The sequence below is a fragment of the Afipia sp. Root123D2 genome, assembly GCF_001425835.1.
Taxonomy (GTDB): Bacteria; Pseudomonadota; Alphaproteobacteria; order Rhizobiales; family Xanthobacteraceae; genus Afipia.
The window spans coordinates 303,390-319,353 of the sequence record NZ_LMDP01000001.1 but is presented as its reverse complement, the minus strand read 5'-3'; the positions used below and the strand labels follow the sequence as shown (position 1 = coordinate 319,353).

At 62.1% G+C, this 15,964-nt stretch carries 13 protein-coding genes, 1 other RNA gene and 1 pseudogene; 9 read left to right on the top strand and 6 right to left on the bottom strand.

The genetic code is table 11. The annotated features are described in order from the left end of the window. Nucleotides 1-23: 23 nt before the first annotated feature. Together ASC80_RS01450 and ASC80_RS01445 are read right to left on the bottom strand one after the other, a co-directional pair. Nucleotides 24-557 carry a chromate transporter gene (locus ASC80_RS01450; protein ID WP_056295420.1) on the bottom strand — a complete coding sequence of 178 codons (534 nt, stop codon included), beginning with the start codon at nucleotides 555-557 and terminating at the stop codon, nucleotides 24-26. Then, a pseudogene (locus tag ASC80_RS01445) lies at nucleotides 554-1,167 on the bottom strand (chromate transporter). The gene ASC80_RS01450 and the pseudogene ASC80_RS01445 overlap by 4 nt, the downstream one beginning before the upstream one ends. Nucleotides 1,168-1,281: 114 nt before the next feature. Between ASC80_RS01445 and ssrA the strand changes: the two are divergent. From ssrA to ASC80_RS01420, 6 genes are all read left to right on the top strand, one after another. After that, nucleotides 1,282-1,647, top strand: a transfer-messenger RNA (tmRNA) gene (gene ssrA / locus ASC80_RS22875). A gap of 201 nt (nucleotides 1,648-1,848) precedes the next feature. Next, entirely contained in the window at nucleotides 1,849-2,370 is a 522-nt protein-coding gene (locus tag ASC80_RS01440; RefSeq protein ID WP_056292180.1) for an SspB family protein, read from the top strand. A gap of 118 nt (nucleotides 2,371-2,488) precedes the next feature. Beyond that, nucleotides 2,489-3,892: a class II fumarate hydratase gene (gene fumC, locus ASC80_RS01435; protein ID WP_056295417.1), complete on the top strand. Its 1,404-nt coding sequence runs from the start codon at nucleotides 2,489-2,491 to the stop codon at nucleotides 3,890-3,892. Between the two features lie 285 nt (nucleotides 3,893-4,177). Further along, a complete protein-coding gene (locus ASC80_RS01430; protein ID WP_056295414.1) occupies nucleotides 4,178-4,366 on the top strand; it encodes a DUF4169 family protein in 189 nt (62 codons plus the stop codon). Next, nucleotides 4,363-4,611, top strand: a complete 249-nt coding sequence (locus tag ASC80_RS01425) for a ribbon-helix-helix domain-containing protein (protein ID WP_056292179.1) — start codon at nucleotides 4,363-4,365, stop codon at nucleotides 4,609-4,611. The genes ASC80_RS01430 and ASC80_RS01425 overlap by 4 nt, the downstream gene beginning before the upstream one ends. A gap of 301 nt (nucleotides 4,612-4,912) precedes the next feature. Continuing rightward, complete coding sequence (locus ASC80_RS01420; protein ID WP_244487159.1) at nucleotides 4,913-5,251, top strand: ribbon-helix-helix domain-containing protein; 339 nt, start codon at nucleotides 4,913-4,915, stop codon at nucleotides 5,249-5,251. Here the strand turns inward: ASC80_RS01420 and ASC80_RS01415 are convergent. The 3 genes from ASC80_RS01415 to ASC80_RS01405 form a co-directional block, all read right to left on the bottom strand. Continuing rightward, nucleotides 5,248-8,811: an AsmA family protein gene (locus ASC80_RS01415; protein WP_056292178.1), complete on the bottom strand. Its 3,564-nt coding sequence runs from the start codon at nucleotides 8,809-8,811 to the stop codon at nucleotides 5,248-5,250. The genes ASC80_RS01420 and ASC80_RS01415 overlap by 4 nt on opposite strands. A gap of 149 nt (nucleotides 8,812-8,960) precedes the next feature. Next, nucleotides 8,961-9,740, bottom strand: a complete 780-nt coding sequence (locus tag ASC80_RS01410; protein WP_056295410.1) for a 2-keto-4-pentenoate hydratase — start codon at nucleotides 9,738-9,740, stop codon at nucleotides 8,961-8,963. A 45-nt stretch (nucleotides 9,741-9,785) separates the two neighbouring features. Continuing rightward, a complete protein-coding gene (locus ASC80_RS01405) occupies nucleotides 9,786-11,195 on the bottom strand; it encodes an FAD-binding oxidoreductase (protein ID WP_156464212.1) in 1,410 nt (469 codons plus the stop codon). Between the two features lie 106 nt (nucleotides 11,196-11,301). On the opposite strand from ASC80_RS01405, the gene ASC80_RS01400 reads away from it, so the two are divergent. Continuing rightward, nucleotides 11,302-11,817 carry a thioesterase family protein gene (locus ASC80_RS01400; RefSeq protein ID WP_056292176.1) on the top strand — a complete coding sequence of 172 codons (516 nt, stop codon included), beginning with the start codon at nucleotides 11,302-11,304 and terminating at the stop codon, nucleotides 11,815-11,817. 4 nt (nucleotides 11,818-11,821) lie between these two features. Here ASC80_RS01400 and ASC80_RS01395 read toward each other — a convergent pair whose 3' ends face one another. Then, entirely contained in the window at nucleotides 11,822-11,995 is a 174-nt protein-coding gene (locus ASC80_RS01395; protein ID WP_082512466.1) for a DUF1328 domain-containing protein, read from the bottom strand. Between the two features lie 408 nt (nucleotides 11,996-12,403). Between ASC80_RS01395 and ASC80_RS01390 the strand changes: the two genes are divergently transcribed. Beyond that, the gene (locus ASC80_RS01390) at nucleotides 12,404-14,959 is read left to right on the top strand and encodes an ATP-dependent helicase (RefSeq protein ID WP_056292174.1); all 2,556 of its coding nucleotides are present in this window, start codon (nucleotides 12,404-12,406) and stop codon (nucleotides 14,957-14,959) included. 70 nt (nucleotides 14,960-15,029) lie between these two features. Beyond that, nucleotides 15,030-15,950: an ABC transporter ATP-binding protein gene (locus tag ASC80_RS01385; protein WP_056292173.1), complete on the top strand. Its 921-nt coding sequence runs from the start codon at nucleotides 15,030-15,032 to the stop codon at nucleotides 15,948-15,950. The last annotated feature ends 14 nt before the right edge of the window (nucleotides 15,951-15,964 follow it).

Below are 15,964 nucleotides of genomic sequence, written 5' to 3'. Positions count from 1 at the left end.
CGAATACTACAGCCAGGATCACATTACACGGCGCCGGCGAATCCAATACAGCCGCCGATAACCAGCATCCAAAGCGGATTGAGGTTGGTCGTGAACGTGACCACTGCCGCGGCGATGGTCAGGCCAGCCGCGGCCCATGATCGGTCGACGGTCAACGCCAGCACCAAGCCGCTCGCGCACATCAGCCCGATCGATACCGGAACCAGGGCGGCCTGCAACAGCGCCGGCCATGGCGAATGGCTGGATCGCTTCAGCACGTGATTGATGAAATAGGCAAACATCGCCGACGGACCGCACATCGCCAACGTCGCCACCGCCGCACCGCCGATGCCGGCAACGTGGTAGCCGATCAGCGTCACAATCAGGACATTCGGCCCCGGTGACAGTTGGGCAATGCCGAACATGTCGGCGAACTGGGCATCGTTCATCCAGTGATGAACATCGACGGCAAGCCGGTGCATCTCGGGAATAACGGAATTCGCGCCGCCGATCGCCAGCAACGACATCAGACCGAAGGTCCATGCCATCGTCAGGTACGCGCCCAGACTGGTGTTCATGCCGCGGCCCGCCTGCGAATCCACCAGGTAATCGCGACGCTGGCGGGAACCGCCACCACTAGCACCACCGGCAGCGGAAACCGGGCAATTCCGATCGCGATGAACACCGCGACCAGAACGACCAGCGCAACCGGATCGCGATGTTTCAACAACGGCAGCGTCATCCGGGCAATCACCGCAAAAAAAAGCCCACGGCGGCACACGACACGCCCGCCAGAATCCGCTGCAGCGCATCGATTTGGCCGTAGCGCGCATAGATCGCCGCGAGAACGGTGACGATCACCACCGGCGGGCCGAGCAATCCGATGAGCGCTGCAATGCTGCCGGGAACGCCGCGAAAACGGGCGCCGAACACCACCGACAGGTTGACGATATTGGGCCCCGGGAGGAAGTGACAAAGCGCGAAGGCTTCCTTGAACTCCTCCGCCGTCATCCAGCGATGCTGATCGACGAGCGCGCGGCGCGCCCACACCAGCACCCCACCGAAGCCCGCCAGTGACATCTTCGCGAAAACAACGAACAACTCCACCAGCCCCGGTGGCGAAACAGCGGGAGCAGGAGAAACGGCCGTGTCGGGAGCAGAATCGGTGGCGACGGAGTCCGTGGGCATGAACGAGATTTAGAATGAGGCTCGAACCGGGCCAACAGCTTTTCGCGGCGGGTGCGTCTGCGGCCAGCGCAGCCCGGAAGATAAACCAGCGAAAACCCCGGTCAGGCCCCCAAAGGCCTTTTTTCGTCAACCTTCGCCCCCTATATTGAGAGGGCCGGTTCGCCGGCTATGGAAATAAATGGCCGTCGTAATAAACCATTCGGACCCGGGGGCAGCACCCGGCGCCTCCACCAAAGCCCGAATTGCCCAGCCAGCGCTGGCGGGCTTCGGCGGGGGCGAAACAGGATCGACGAGGGCGTAAAGGGCGAGTTTTTTCCCGGTATTGTTCCGCCGTTATCGGGCTACGCAATAGTTGCAAACGACAACTATGCTCCGGTTGCTCAGGCTGCGTAACGCAGTTTGAAAGACCATCTTAAAGTCCTGACGGGTTAAGCTCCGGCAGGCGGGGTTCGGAGGCACCTGGCAACAGAAGCCTCCACTTCACTCCCGATGCCAGCCGACCTGCCCAGACCTCACGATTTGGTGCTGCTTTTTCGCATCGGGGGCGAGAATTTCTCTGGATCGGCCCGGACGATGCTGACCGCGGCGGTGCGGCGCGCTAGCATGGCCCAAGTTGGCCGAGTCGGATCGTCTGCTTCGACACCGTGTATGGTCGTGATTACAATTCGACGGGACTGACCGATGGCAACCGATCAAATTCGCTATGATGTTCTGGCGCGCGACGCGCTGCGCGGCGTCCTGCGCCGCGTCCTGACTGACGCCGCAGAGCATGGGCTGCCCGGCGAGCATCATTTCTACATCACGTTCCTGTCGAACGCCGAAGGCGTCAAGCTGTCGCCGCGTCTGCTGTCGCAGTACCCGCAGGAAATGACCGTTATCCTGCAGCATCAGTTCTGGGACCTCATCGTCACGGAAGAGCGTTTCGAAGTCGGACTATCATTCGGCGGCATTCCAGAGCGGCTTGTCGTGCCGTTCAGCGCCATCAAGAGTTTCTTCGATCCGTCGGTCCAGTTCGGCCTGCAGTTCGAGACCGCCGATCTGTCCGCGCCGGACGCGGAATCCGATGACGCCTCGCAAACCGCGCCCGCCGCCGTTTCGACCGATGCAGCTCCATCGCCCGCCCCCGAAAGCGGTGATGACGAATTGGACAAGCCGCGCGAGGGCGCCGAGGTCGTCAGGTTAGACCGTTTCCGGAAAAAGTAGTCCTCGCCGGACTTGTCCCGGCGCGGTTTCCACCGTTAGTTGCCTGCTGAATGACCGGGTTGCCATCGCAGCCCGTCTTAAGATGCCGATCCCCGATCGGCCGACAGCAGGTGACATCATGGCCGGATCGCGCAAAGCAACCCGAACCGAAACCGACACGTTCGGGCCGATCGAAGTTCCGTCCGATCGCTATTGGGGCGCGCAGACCGAACGTTCGCGCCAGAATTTCCGGATCGGCGAAGAACGGATGCCGACGCCGCTGATCCGCGCGCTCGGGATCGTCAAGCTGGCGGCGGCGAAAACCAATCTCGAACTTGGCCTTCTTGATCAGCGGCGCGCGCGCGCGATTTCACGTGCCGCCCGCGAGGTGATCGACGGCGAGCTCGACGGCCACTTCCCTCTCGTCGTGTGGCAGACCGGTTCGGGCACCCAGAGCAACATGAACCTCAACGAGGTCATCGCCAATCGCGCCAACGATCTGCTCGGCGGCGAACTCGGCACCAAAAAGCCGGTTCATCCGAACGATCACGTCAATATGAGTCAGTCGTCGAATGACTCGTTTCCGACGGCGATGCATATCGCCGCTGCGGAGCGCATCACCAATGACCTGATTCCGGCGCTAACCGTTCTGCTCGACGCACTCCGCAAAAAGGAGAAAGCGTTTGCGAAAATCGTCAAGATCGGACGAACCCATACGCAGGATGCGACACCGCTCACGCTCGGTCAGGAATTTTCCGGCTATGCCGCGCAGGTGGAAAGCGGCATCGCACGCCTGCGCGTGACGGTGAAGGATCTCTATCCGCTGGCGCAGGGTGGCACCGCAGTCGGCACCGGCCTCAATGCCAAGCCGAGATTTGCGAAGCTGTTTGCCAAACATGCCGCCGCGATCACCAAACTGCCGTTCACCAGCGCGCCGAACAAGTTCGAGGCTTTGGCATCGAACGATGCCTACGTCTTCGTGCATGGCGCCATCAACGCGATGGCGACCGGGCTGTTCAAGATCGCCAACGACATCCGCCTGCTCGGCTCCGGCCCGCGGTCGGGTCTCGGCGAATTAATCTTGCCGGAGAACGAGCCCGGCTCATCGATCATGCCGGGCAAGGTCAACCCAACTCAGTGCGAAGCCATGACGATGGTGTGCAGCCAGATTTTCGGCAACCACACCACCATCACCGTGGCAGGCAGTCAGGGACATTTCGAGTTGAACGTCTACAAACCGGTACTGGTATACTGCATGCTTCAATCCATCCGATTGATGGCGGATGCCGCACGCTCCTTTACCGAACATTGCGTTGTCGGAATCAAAGCTGACGAGAAGCGCATCGATGAATTGATGCAGCGTTCGCTGATGCTGGTGACAGCGCTGGCGCCGAAAATTGGCTACGACAACGCAGCGAAAGTTGCCAAGACCGCTCACGCTCGCGGAACGACTCTGAAAGAGGAAGCGGTGCGCTTCGGCTTCGTCACCGCTGCTGAATTCGACAGGCTGGTGAAGCCGGACAAGATGACGCACCCGGGATGAAATCTCGTCCTGATCTCTCACACCCATTGCGCATCAGTCGCATTTGCGAATAACCGCAGCCCTATCGCCTAAAGGTGTAGACCTTCGCACTACCGTCGACGCAACTCATCATGTTAGACCTTCAGCATACCAGCGTTTGTGCGGTGCAAGACGATCGGTCCACGATCGCACGCCCACTCAGACGAAGGATCGAAGCTGATGGACTCAGACTGGATGATGCAAGGCGTGTTCGCAAGAAACTGAACACGGTGCACACTCACAGTCTGCTACATGAAGGAGGCCACGGTGGGGGACCTGGTCAATCTCAAGAGATTCAGAAAGCGCGTTGAGCGCGAGGCGTCGGCGAAAGAGGCCGAAGCCAATCGGACAATATTCGGCCGGACCAAGGCTGAGAAAAAACTGACGGCAGAGCAAGCCCGCCGCGCCGAAAAAATCCTGAACCAGCATCGTCTCGATGATGAGGAGGCATCATGAAATCTCCCGTCGTCAAACGTTCGATCGTCGTCGCCGGCCACAAAACCAGCGTCAGCCTTGAAGAAGCCTTCTGGAACGGCATGAAGGAAATCTCGTCGGCTCGGAACATGACACTGTCCGAACTCGTCGGCGAGATCGACAGCAAGCGCCAGCAAGGTAACCTGTCCTCCGCGATCCGGCTTTTCGTGCTCGACTACTTCCGGTCGCGGACGCTGACGCCCTCTCCTGAACTGGCCGACAGCTAGTTTTCATTCCAGCGCCGAGCGCTCGTCGGATGATCCGGGAAAATCCGGATCATCGCGTCACCATTGTGACTCACCCTTACGTTGTTTGCCGAATATCCAGGATCGGCGACCGCCGTTACTATGTACCTGTGTCGCGGCCTTCCACGGACAGACCCCGGCACAACCGAAGGGTGACCGGGTGTCATGCCGGTCCGATTTCCAGACGCCAGATTTTGTTCTGAACACGCCGTTCGGTGAGATGTCGCCGTGCGCGACCATGCGCGGCCGTCGTTCAACCGGATCGAACGGAATGGAGCATCACATGTTGAACGATGAGGCCGAGATAATGGATGATGCGCGGTCCGCGCCGGTCAAGGAGTTCGCCGTGGTCAAGCGATCCGTCGTGATCGGCGGGCACAAGACCAGCGTCAGCCTGGAGGACGCGTTCTGGGCCAGCCTCAAGGACATCGCCGCACGTCGCGGCATCACGCTCTCGCGGCAGATCGCATCCATCGACCAACACCGCAGAACCAGCAACCTGTCGTCCGCGATCCGGCTATTCGTCCTCGACTATTTCCGGACCCGCGCGATGAGCGCGGTATTCATCGGCGAACGGCAGAAGCCGCCGAGCATCGTTCCGGCGCTGGCTGACCGAGTCTAGAACGACGCGCGCGGCGGCGAAGCGGCTGGCGGATGCGGCTTCTGGTGAAGCATTCCGGGCGCCGGCCGGATATCGATCGGTGGTGGCAGAGGCGGCGCCCGTAACGCTGGAGCGGTCGCGTCGGGACGCGGCGGTATCGTCGCCGTCGCTGCGGGTGGCTTCGCCGCCGGTGCCCGCTTGCGCGGATCGCCGCTTGGGATCCGCACATCCGACGGCGGGAGCGCATCGCTCTGCGGAGGCTTCGGGTTGGCGGGAGGAGCCGGCAGCGCCGACGGCTGCGCCCCGCCCTGCAACCGGTCGAGCCGCCTGGTTTCGCGGTCAATCGCGCGCAGCATCAGCCACGACGACAACGACGTGATGTCGACGTCACGATCGAACGCGTCGGGAGTGCCGTGCAGGAAGACCTGGATTTCCGGACGCACACCTTCTGTTCCAGTGGCGTTCGACGACAGCGCCGCGCGAACATTGAGCTGATCTGCCGCGATATCGTAGCCGCCGGACACCACGGCGCGAGCATCCTTGCCATCGAGCGTGGTTGCACCGACCCGCAGCCGGCCGTCGCGGATATCGAACGGAATGTCCGCCGACGCCACTTGCAGCGCGCCCTGCGCCAGCACGGGATCGACCAGAGCCTTCACCTTGCGATCATTGGCGACCTGATCGAGGTCACCGGCGCGAATGGCGGCATCGAACGCCTGCGGACCAAGACCCGCGATTTTCGCGCCTTGAAGCGACACCACGCCGCTACCGGACAGACTGCCGGACAACGCGGCAAGACTGCGACCGCGACTCAGCAGGGTGAGCTTCAGCGCAACGCGGCCCTCCGGCATCGCGAGACCGCGATATTTCAGCGCCGCGCCATCGACGCCTTCCAGTTGCGCGCGAGCGCTCACGGCAAGACCATCCGCGGTTTGCCGGCCCTCGACGGTCGCGGTGAGCTCGCCGCCACCGATGCCGGCCTTCAGCCCGTCGAGCACAAAGGACTGACCATCACCGCGAAAAACACCGCTGACTGGCCGAAGTTCACTGCCGCCCCGCAGATTCCCGCGCAGGGACTGGAAAGCGACCCGGCCGCGCCAGGTCTGCACCCATCCGGGACGAAGCGGCTCTGTTGCGGCATGTCCGGCCGTGCCGAGCGCCAAACCGGCCAGTGACGAAAGATCGATGGTATCCATGCCGATCTCGCCGTCGACGCCAGTGACGTCACCGCGCGTCACCGCGAGTTTCCCGCGAATGCGAGATCCGTTCACCGTACTGTCGAGGTCCTCGAATGTCAGTTTGTCGCCTGCTACCGCAAGACGCGACGTCATGCTGACGGGAAGCGGCTCGCTTGTCCCGAACAGCGGTGCGAGATTGGCCTTGCGCACCACGAGAGCGATCGCAGCCTTCGGTTCCGCCGTCCATATATCTCCGCTGCCCTGCGCATCGGCATCTAGCCCACTGCCGGTCACCTTCGCCTTGAACTGCGTTGCGCCGCGCCATGTTCCATGCACCGACGATTCAAGGCGCGCGGGACCGTCGCCCGCCGTCAGAATTCCGTCCACGCCCGCGAGCACGAGCAGTGCCTGCCCTTGCTCCGATGTGAATTTCGCCTCGAGCGTCATCTCGCTTTTGGCCAGTGTATCGAGATCGAGACCGGCGGCAGTGATCACAGGCGCAGCAGTCAGCGTGGCGCTTCCCTTGATCCCGGAACCATCGAGATCAAGCACCGCACGGGCTGTAGACCGGCCTGGATTATTTGCGGCCTTGCTTACGTCAACCGCGAAGCGGGCGCGAGCACTGCCTTTGGTGACCTTCACGGCTTTCAGCCGCGCGGCGATCGCCGGCGCGAACGGCGCGATGACTTCACCGAACCGGGACAACGAAGCCGCCGTCGCATCGAAAGCGAATTTTCCTGTTGCAGCCGAACGATCGAACGTCCCGCTGCCTTCGACAGCAACACCGCCTGCTCCGCCGAGTTTCAGCCGATCGATCGAGACGGTCTTCGGTCCATAGGAAAATTCGAGCGCGACCGGGCGCACCTCCTGCCCCGCGAGAATTCCGCGGGCGACATCAAGCGACACATGTGCCTCGCCCGGCCAATTGGTGCGCTGACCGGATAGTGCACGGGCCAACTCGGTCGTCGCATCGAGATCGAGCGATTCAGATTTCAGCGTCGCATCGAACCGCGCGTCAGACACCGTGACATTGCCCTGAAGCGCGCCGCCATCGAAATCGCCCTTCATTCCCGTGAGAGAGAAATCATCGGCACTCAGGGTCGCGGTGCCATTGACGCGCAACGGTTTCCGGCTGCGGAAAGCGATATCGCTACGGCCTTGCAGCCACGACATCAGCGCGGCCGGATCGCCGGATTCGAGCACGACAGGACCGGCGAAGCGCGTGGTGTCATTCTGCCTGTTCAGCGTTCCCCGCACGGTCAATTGAGACGCGCCCGGCGTCCGCAACGCGATGCCGTCGATGGCCCATTCATGCTCTTCGCCATGAAACGCGGCCGTGAAATCCTTGACCGGCCTGCCGCCGAGCGCGATCTGATCCGCGCTCAAATCAACCTGCATCGGAAACGGCGGCAACGGCACCGAGGCGAGCAGCGCTCGCAAGCCGGGGATAAGGTGAACAGTCGTGCCCTCGGGTTGCCCCTTCAGCACCATGCGATCGGCATCGAGTTGTCGCGCCGACAATGCCATGTGAAGCAACGGCTGGGCACCGAGCCGCAGATCGCCGCTCCCCGAGAGCTTCAGGGCAACATCGTCCGGCCCGTAGGCGGCTTCGACCTGCTCGAATGCCGCAACGCCCGGATCGGCCTTGATCCGGCCTGTTATGCGCCACGGCGTCCCTGAGGTCCGCGCCAGCGTCAGCGCGCCATCGAACCGCGGCGAGCGGGTATCGAAAGTCAGGTGGCCATCGAGATCGGCGGACACCGGCCAATCGCCGGGGTCGAGTGTGAGCCGCACCCGCGCGCCCTTGCCGTCAGGTGCTTCTCCCGACGAAACCCGGAACGGAACGTACGCGCCGGCAATCCGCGCGCTGCCCTCGCCGCGTAACGCGCCTGCCAATGCGCGGACATCGCCGCTGAATTTGAGATCGTCGAGCGTGAGCTGACCGCCGCTTGCGCCATAATGAAGCACTGCGCGCCCGGCAAGGTTGAGCCGGTCGATCGCCAACGACCCGAAATCGAAGTATCCGCGTGACGCGGGCCAATCGATCCGACCCTGCCGATCGAGGCCGAAGTCGAGATCCAGTCCCTGAAGCGACAACTCGCTGGCGCGCCATTCACCGCGCATCAGCGACGCAAGGCTGAATTCGACATCGAGCTTTTCGACGCGCACCTTGCTGGGATCGTTCTGCGCGCCGATCGCCACCGATTTCAGCCGTAGCGTCGGCGTCGGCAAGAGCCGCGCATCGAGCGCGCCCGCGACCCGCACCGGGGAGCCGATGATCCGCGACGCTTCGGCCTCGAATTGCGGCCGAAATTGATTCCAGTCGACATAATACGGGCCGACGAGCGCAGCGATCAGCGCAATGATGAAGGCAATCGCCAGTCCGAGCAGCGTTGTCTGCAAGGTATGTCCTCAAAGCGCGCGACGCCGCTCTCGGCATCGCGATCCCATCACATTAGAGACAAGTGAGGCGAAGTCACAGCATCGTTTCGCGCAAGCGAACGGGCGCTGGAGAACCTCCGCCACCGCGCGATTCTACCGCAAGAGTGAGGTCAGCCAAAGCGGATATCGATACCGTCCAGAGTCACGCCGGAGAGCGCCGTCGTCCAGCGCTCGCCGGATTTGACGGGCATTGCCTGGGTCAGGGTTCCGGTTGTCACGATCTCGCCAGCAGCAACCGCCGGATTGACTGTATCGTGCGCGAGCAGTTCGACAAGGTGCCGCAGCGCCGACAGTGGCCCGTCGAGCACATTGGCTGCATGTCCCCGATCGACCACCTCGCCGTTGCAATGAAGCGCGATATCAAAGTTCGACAACGTCCGAAGCCATTCCTCGCGATTGGAATCCGAAACCGGGTGCCGCTCACCGATCAACAGCGCGCCATGCAGCCCGAACGCAGCGACGGTGTCGGGCGCCGGAAACCTCCAGTCCGGGAAGACCGACTGCACAATCTCAAATCCGTGCGCGACCCACGCGATACAACCGAGCAACTCCCGCTCGTCCATGCCGGCGTCCGGTGCGGCAGCTACCCCGAACACGATTTCCGGTTCGATCCGCGGTTCGGCGAGTGTCGCCAGCGAAAATTCGCCCGCGATCTTCGCCAGATCATGCACCGTGCTGTCGTAGACGTAACCCCAGATCGGCGCATAGACGCCGTACTGCGCCCAGATCGTGCGATTGGTGAAACCGATCTTGCGGCCCAGAACCCGCTCGCCAGCCGCCTCGCGCATCTTCCGGACTGCGGCGGTCACCCGATAGGCTTCGTCCAGATCGAACGCCGGGTGGCGCGAGGAGAACGGGGCGATCTGGCGCCCCTTGCCAAGCACCGTCATCGCTTCGCTGGCGACCTCTTGCACCTCGGCCACTCCGTCCGCTCCTTATGCGGGCAAAATCTTGCCGGGGTTGAGGATGTTTTGCGGATCGATGGCACGCTTGAGCGTGCGCATCATCTCCACCGCTTCCGGGCCGAGTTCATTGACCAGGTATTTCTGCTTGCCCTGACCGATGCCATGTTCGCCGGTGCAGGTGCCGTCCATCGCCTGCGCGCGCTCGACCAGACGATGGAGGAATCCTTCGGCGCGTTCCATCTCCTCGGGATCGTTCACATCGCACAACAGCGAGCAATGGAAGTTGCCGTCGCCGACATGGCCGACGATGGGCGAGATCAAGCCGAGCGTCTCCATATCCTTCTCGGTTTCGACCACACATTCCGCCAGCCGCGAAATCGGAACACAGACATCCGTGGCGACGGCCTGCGCACCAGGCCGCAGACCGCGCACCGCCCAATAGGCATCGTGCCGCGCCTGCCATAGCCGCGTGCGGTCCTCTGGACGTGAGGTCCACTCGAAGGCGCCACCGCCGCACTCCTTGGCGATCTCACCGAACGCCTGCGACTGCTCGGCGACTTCGGCATCGCTGCCGTGAAATTCGAGCAAAAGGAGCGGCGTTTCCGGCAATGACAGCTTTGAATAGGCATTGCAGGCCTTCACCTGCGCCGCGTTGAGCAACTCGATCCGCGCCACCGGAATTCCGGTCTGGATTGCCATGATGGTGGCGTTACAGGCGCCCTGCACCGTATCAAACGAACATGCCGCAGCCGCGATGGTTTGCGGAATGCCGCGCAGCTTGATGGTCAGTTCGGAAATGATGCCGAGCGTGCCTTCTGCACCCACAAACAGATGGGTCAGGTCGTACCCCGCCGACGATTTCTTGGCCCGGGTGCCGGTGGTGATGATCTCGCCATCGGCGCGCACCACTTTCAGCGCCAGAATATTGTCACGCATGGTGCCGTAACGCACCGCGTTGGTGCCCGACGCACGGGTTGACGCCATGCCGCCGATCGATGCGTCAGCGCCGGGGTCGATCGGGAAGAACAGGCCCTGATCGCGCAGATATTCGTTGAGCGCCTTGCGCGTAACACCCGGCTCGATCACGCAATCCAGATCGTCGGAATGAACTGCGATGATGCGGTTCATTTCTCGCAGGTCGATGCAAACACCTCCGGCGGGCGCATTGACCTGCCCCTCCAGCGAGGTGCCGGTGCCAAATGGAATGACCGGCACGCCGTTCCTGGCGCAGATCCGGACCACATCCTGAATATCCTCGGTGGACTGCGCCATCACCACGGCATCCGGCGGTTGCGGCGCCAGCCAGGTGGTGGTGTGGGCGTGCTGCTCGCGCACAGCCTGGGACGTGATCAGCTGATTTCCGAACCGCGCGGCAAGCGCTTCGAGTGTACTGGCGAGCGCCTGGGGCGCGGGACGTGTCAAGGTGCTGGAAGGGGCCACGTTCGTCCACTTTGTCTGGGGATTGGCAATGCTCCACCGACCGTGGCAAAGGAAGGATAACGGGTCAAGTGAGACCCTCACGCGCTGAAATGAGACGGGTTTGGATATGACGACCAGTTCTTCCCAATCAGAGGCGCCGCAGCAATATGCTGCGCCGTTCCTGACGTCTGTCATGCAAATCGAGCCGCAATGGATCGACTACAACGGCCACCTGAACATGGCCTACTACAATGTGTTGTTCGACCGCGGCATCGATCAGATGTGGCTCGAACTCGGGATCGGTCCCGAATACATGAAAGAGCGCAATGGATCGACCTTCACCGCCGAGTGCCATGTGCGGTATCTGCGCGAGGTTCATCTCGGCGATCCGGTTCAGGTTTCGGTGTTTTTGGTCGCGGCTGACGACAAGCGAATTCACACATTTGAGGAGCTTCGCCACGCCACCGAAGGCTGGCTTTCCGCGACCTCCGAAAACATGACGCTTCACGTCGACATGCGGGCACGAAAAACGGCGCCGTTTCCGCCGGACATCGCCGCACGCATCCGCGCGGTCGTCCAGGCTCACAGCGCCGTTCCCCAACCCGATGGCATCGGCCGCCGGGTGGCAATGCCGGTCAAATAACGCCTCAGACGCTGCCGCGACCGCGCACCAGGCTGACAAGGGCTGACACCACGAACAGTGCGATCGCGATGAAAAACACGATCTTCGCGATCTCAATCGATGCGCCGGCGATTCCGCCAAAGCCCAGAATACCCGCGATCAGCGCGATAATCAGGAACGTAACGACCCAGCTCAGCATGACATTCTCCTCAAATTCGATCATTGGAACGCGCTCACCGCGCGGCGGCTGAAAAAACAATCCAAACCGGGAATGAAAGTTCCAGCACGCGGAAAGCCCGGGAAACTCAAAAAAGTCTGGCTGGCAGGGAACAAAGCCATGCCCGGCTGTCGTCCCGGCGCGCGTTGCGCGATCCAAAAACGTCGCCTCGCGCGAGCCTGTCCGAAAGGCCCGTTAGTGCCTATATCTGCCCCGATCCTGCTATGAGCCACCCTTTCGGCGCACACGTGTGATCCGCAGAAGCGCAAGCGGTCCAGCGACAAGATCTTGCGCCGATTCAATGATTTAGGGCGCGACCGGACGCAAAACCGGATTCCGCTTTTGCTGATCGCGCCCTGGGGTGCCATCGTAGGGATAAAGACGATTCGCATGAATGAACCGAACAAGCTGCCGCCCTTCGATGTGCCGAGCCACCAGCCCGTGGCTGGCGGCATTGCCGCGCGTGCGCGCGCCGCCGCGGCTCCGCAATATCTGGCAGCGCTCAATCCCGAACAGCGCGATGCCGTCGAAACCCTCGACGGTCCAGTGCTGGTGCTGGCTGGTGCGGGGACCGGCAAAACCCGCGTTCTGACATCGCGTATCGCACACATTCTCAGCATGGGGCGGGCACGGCCGGGCGAAATCCTGTCTGTGACCTTCACCAACAAGGCGGCACGCGAAATGAAACACCGCCTCAGCGAGATGCTGGGTCAGGCGGTCGAGGGAATGCCGTGGCTCGGCACCTTCCACTCCATCGGCGGCCGCATCCTGCGCACCCACGCGGAACTGGTGCAGTTGAAATCCAATTTCACCGTGCTTGATGTCGACGACCAGATTCGCCTGCTGAAACAATTGCTGCAGGCCGAGAACATCGACGACAAGCGCTGGCCGGCACGGATGCTGGCCGGGCTGATCGACGGCTGGAAGAATCGCGGGTTGACGCCCTCGCAGGTGCCGCCCGGCGAGGGCGCCGTGTTTGCCAACGGCAAGGGCGGCAAGCTCTACACCCAGTATCAGGAGCGGCTGAAGATTCTCAACGCCGCGGATTTCGGCGATCTGCTGCTGGAGAACATCCGGCTGTTTCGGGAACATCCCGACGTGCTGCGGCAGTATCAGCATCGCTTCAAATACATTCTGGTGGACGAGTATCAGGACACGAACGTCGCGCAGTATCTGTGGCTGCGGCTGCTGGCGCAGGCGACGTCCGGCATGTCATTGCCGGGCGAAAAGCGCGAAACGTTATCCTCCAATATCTCGACCCGACAATCCATCGCATCTCCGGAAAATGGATTGCCGGATCTCGATGCTGCGCGTCAGCCCAGTGATGACGATACGAACAAGGTCACTCCTCTCCCCGCCCTGAAAAATATCTGCTGCGTCGGCGACGACGACCAGTCGATCTATGGATGGCGTGGCGCCGAGGTCGACAACATCCTGCGCTTCGATCACGATTTTCCCGGCGCGAAAGTGATCCGTCTGGAACGCAACTATCGCTCCACCGGCCACATCCTTGCTGCCGCTTCCCATCTGATTGCGCACAACGAAGGCCGCCTCGGCAAGACGCTGCGCACCGAAGACGTCGACGGCGAGAAGGTCACCGTCACCGGTTCATGGGATTCGGAAGAAGAAGCTCGCGCCATCGGCGAGGAAATCGAGCAGATTCAGCGCGCAGGACAAAAGCTCAACGAGATTGCCATTCTGGTGCGTGCTTCATTCCAGATGCGCGAGTTCGAAGATCGCTTCGTCACCCTGGGCCTGCCCTATCGCGTGATCGGCGGCCCGCGATTCTACGAACGCGCCGAGATTCGCGACGCGCTCGCCTATCTGCGCGTCATCAATTCTCCGGCCGACGACCTTGCCTTCGAACGTATCGTCAACGTGCCAAAGCGCGGCCTCGGCGACGCCACGGTGCAGTTGCTGCATGATCACGCGCGCAAACGCCGTATTCCGCTGACCGAAGCCGCCCGCGCCATCGTCGAGACTGACGAATTGAAACCGAAGGCTCGCGGCAGCCTGCGTGACGTAATCACCAATTTCGACCGCTGGCGCGCGCAGCGCGAGGTGGTGCCGCACACTGAACTGGCTGAAATCGTGCTGGACGAAAGCGGCTACACCGAGATGTGGCAGAAGGATCGCTCCGCCGACGCTGCCGGCCGGCTCGAAAATCTGAAAGAACTCGTGCGCTCGATGGAGGAATTCGAGAACCTGCACGGCTTCCTCGAACACATTTCACTGGTGATGGATCGCGAAGGCGGCGCCGACGAGGATGCGGTGTCGGTCATGACGCTGCATTCCGCCAAGGGACTCGAATTCGACAACGTGTTCCTTCCCGGCTGGGAGGAAGGCCTGTTTCCGCACCAGCGCGCGCTCGACGAGCAGGGCCGCGCCGGGCTTGAGGAAGAACGACGCCTTGCCCATGTCGGCATCACACGCGCGCGCAAACGCGCCATGCTTTATTTCGCCACCAATCGCCGTATTCACGGGTCATGGACCACGACGGTGCCGTCGCGCTTCCTCGATGAACTGCCGGCGCAGAATGTCGAGATCACCGAGTCCAAGGGCGGCTCGGGTTGGGGCGGCTTCGGCGGTTTCGGCGCGTCACGTTTCGACAATGTCGAATCGTTCGGTTCGACCTATACGACGCCAGGATGGCAGCGCGCCCAGGCTAACCGCGCCCGCAGCGGCGGCCGCGGCTTCGACGAAACCGGCGCTCGCTACGAGTCCGGCCCGCGCAGCGGCGGCTTCACCCGCAAGCCAACGACGATCGAGGGCGAACTGATCGCGAAATCCACCGGCGCCAATTCCGAATTCTCGCTCGGCGACCGGGTGTTTCACCAGAAGTTCGGTTACGGCCTCGTCGCCCGGGTCGACGGCAACAAACTCACCATTGCCTTCGAGAAAGCCGGCGAGAAGAAGGTGGTCGACAGTTTCGTGACGAGGGCGTAAGCCGTTGCACCCGCCAGGGGGCCTTCCTATCTCTCCCCTGCCCGCCACATTCAACCTCCCGTAAATCCCGATGCAGCCGATCATTTCCGTTTCCAACGTCTCGAAGACCTATGCCTCCGGCTTGAAGGCGCTGTCGAATATCAACCTCGATATCCGGCGCGGTGAGATTTTCGCATTGCTGGGTCCGAATGGTGCAGGCAAGACCACGCTTATCAGCATCATCTGCGGCCTCGCCAAGCAGACCGAGGGCACGGTGACGGTCGACGGCCACGACATCGTCGGCGACTATCGTGCCGCGCGATCACTGATCGGCCTGGTGCCTCAAGAGCTGCACACTGACGCATGGGAAACCCCGTGGGCGACCGCCTCCTTCAGCCGCGGCCTGTTCGGCAAACCCAAGGACCCGGCGCACATCGAAAAGGTGCTCAAGGATCTGTCGCTGTGGGACAAGCGCAAGAGCCAGATCATCACGCTGTCCGGCGGCATGAAACGCCGCGTCATGATCGCCAAGGCGCTGGCGCATGAGCCTAAAATCCTGTTCCTCGACGAGCCGACCGCAGGTGTCGATGTCGAATTGCGCAAGGCGATGTGGGACGTGGTTCGCTCGCTGCGCGATGCCGGCGTCACCATCATCCTGACCACTCACTACATCGAGGAAGCCGAGGAGATGGCCGACCGCGTCGGCGTCATCAACAAGGGCGAGATCGTGCTGATCGAGGACAAGGCCCTGCTGATGCAGAAGCTCGGCAAGAAGCAGCTCAAACTTCACCTCCAGCAGCCGCTAGCTGCCGTTCCCGACAGCCTGGGCGCCTATCGCCTTGAACTGGCGGATGGCGGCCGCGAGCTGGTTTACACCTACGATACCAAAGGCGAGCGCACCGGCATCACCACCCTGATGAATGATCTCGCCCAGGCGGAAATCCGGTTCAACGACCTCAACACCACACAAAGCTCGCTGGAAGAAATCTTCGTGAGCCTCGTCAAGCAATAACGATCGAGTGAAGC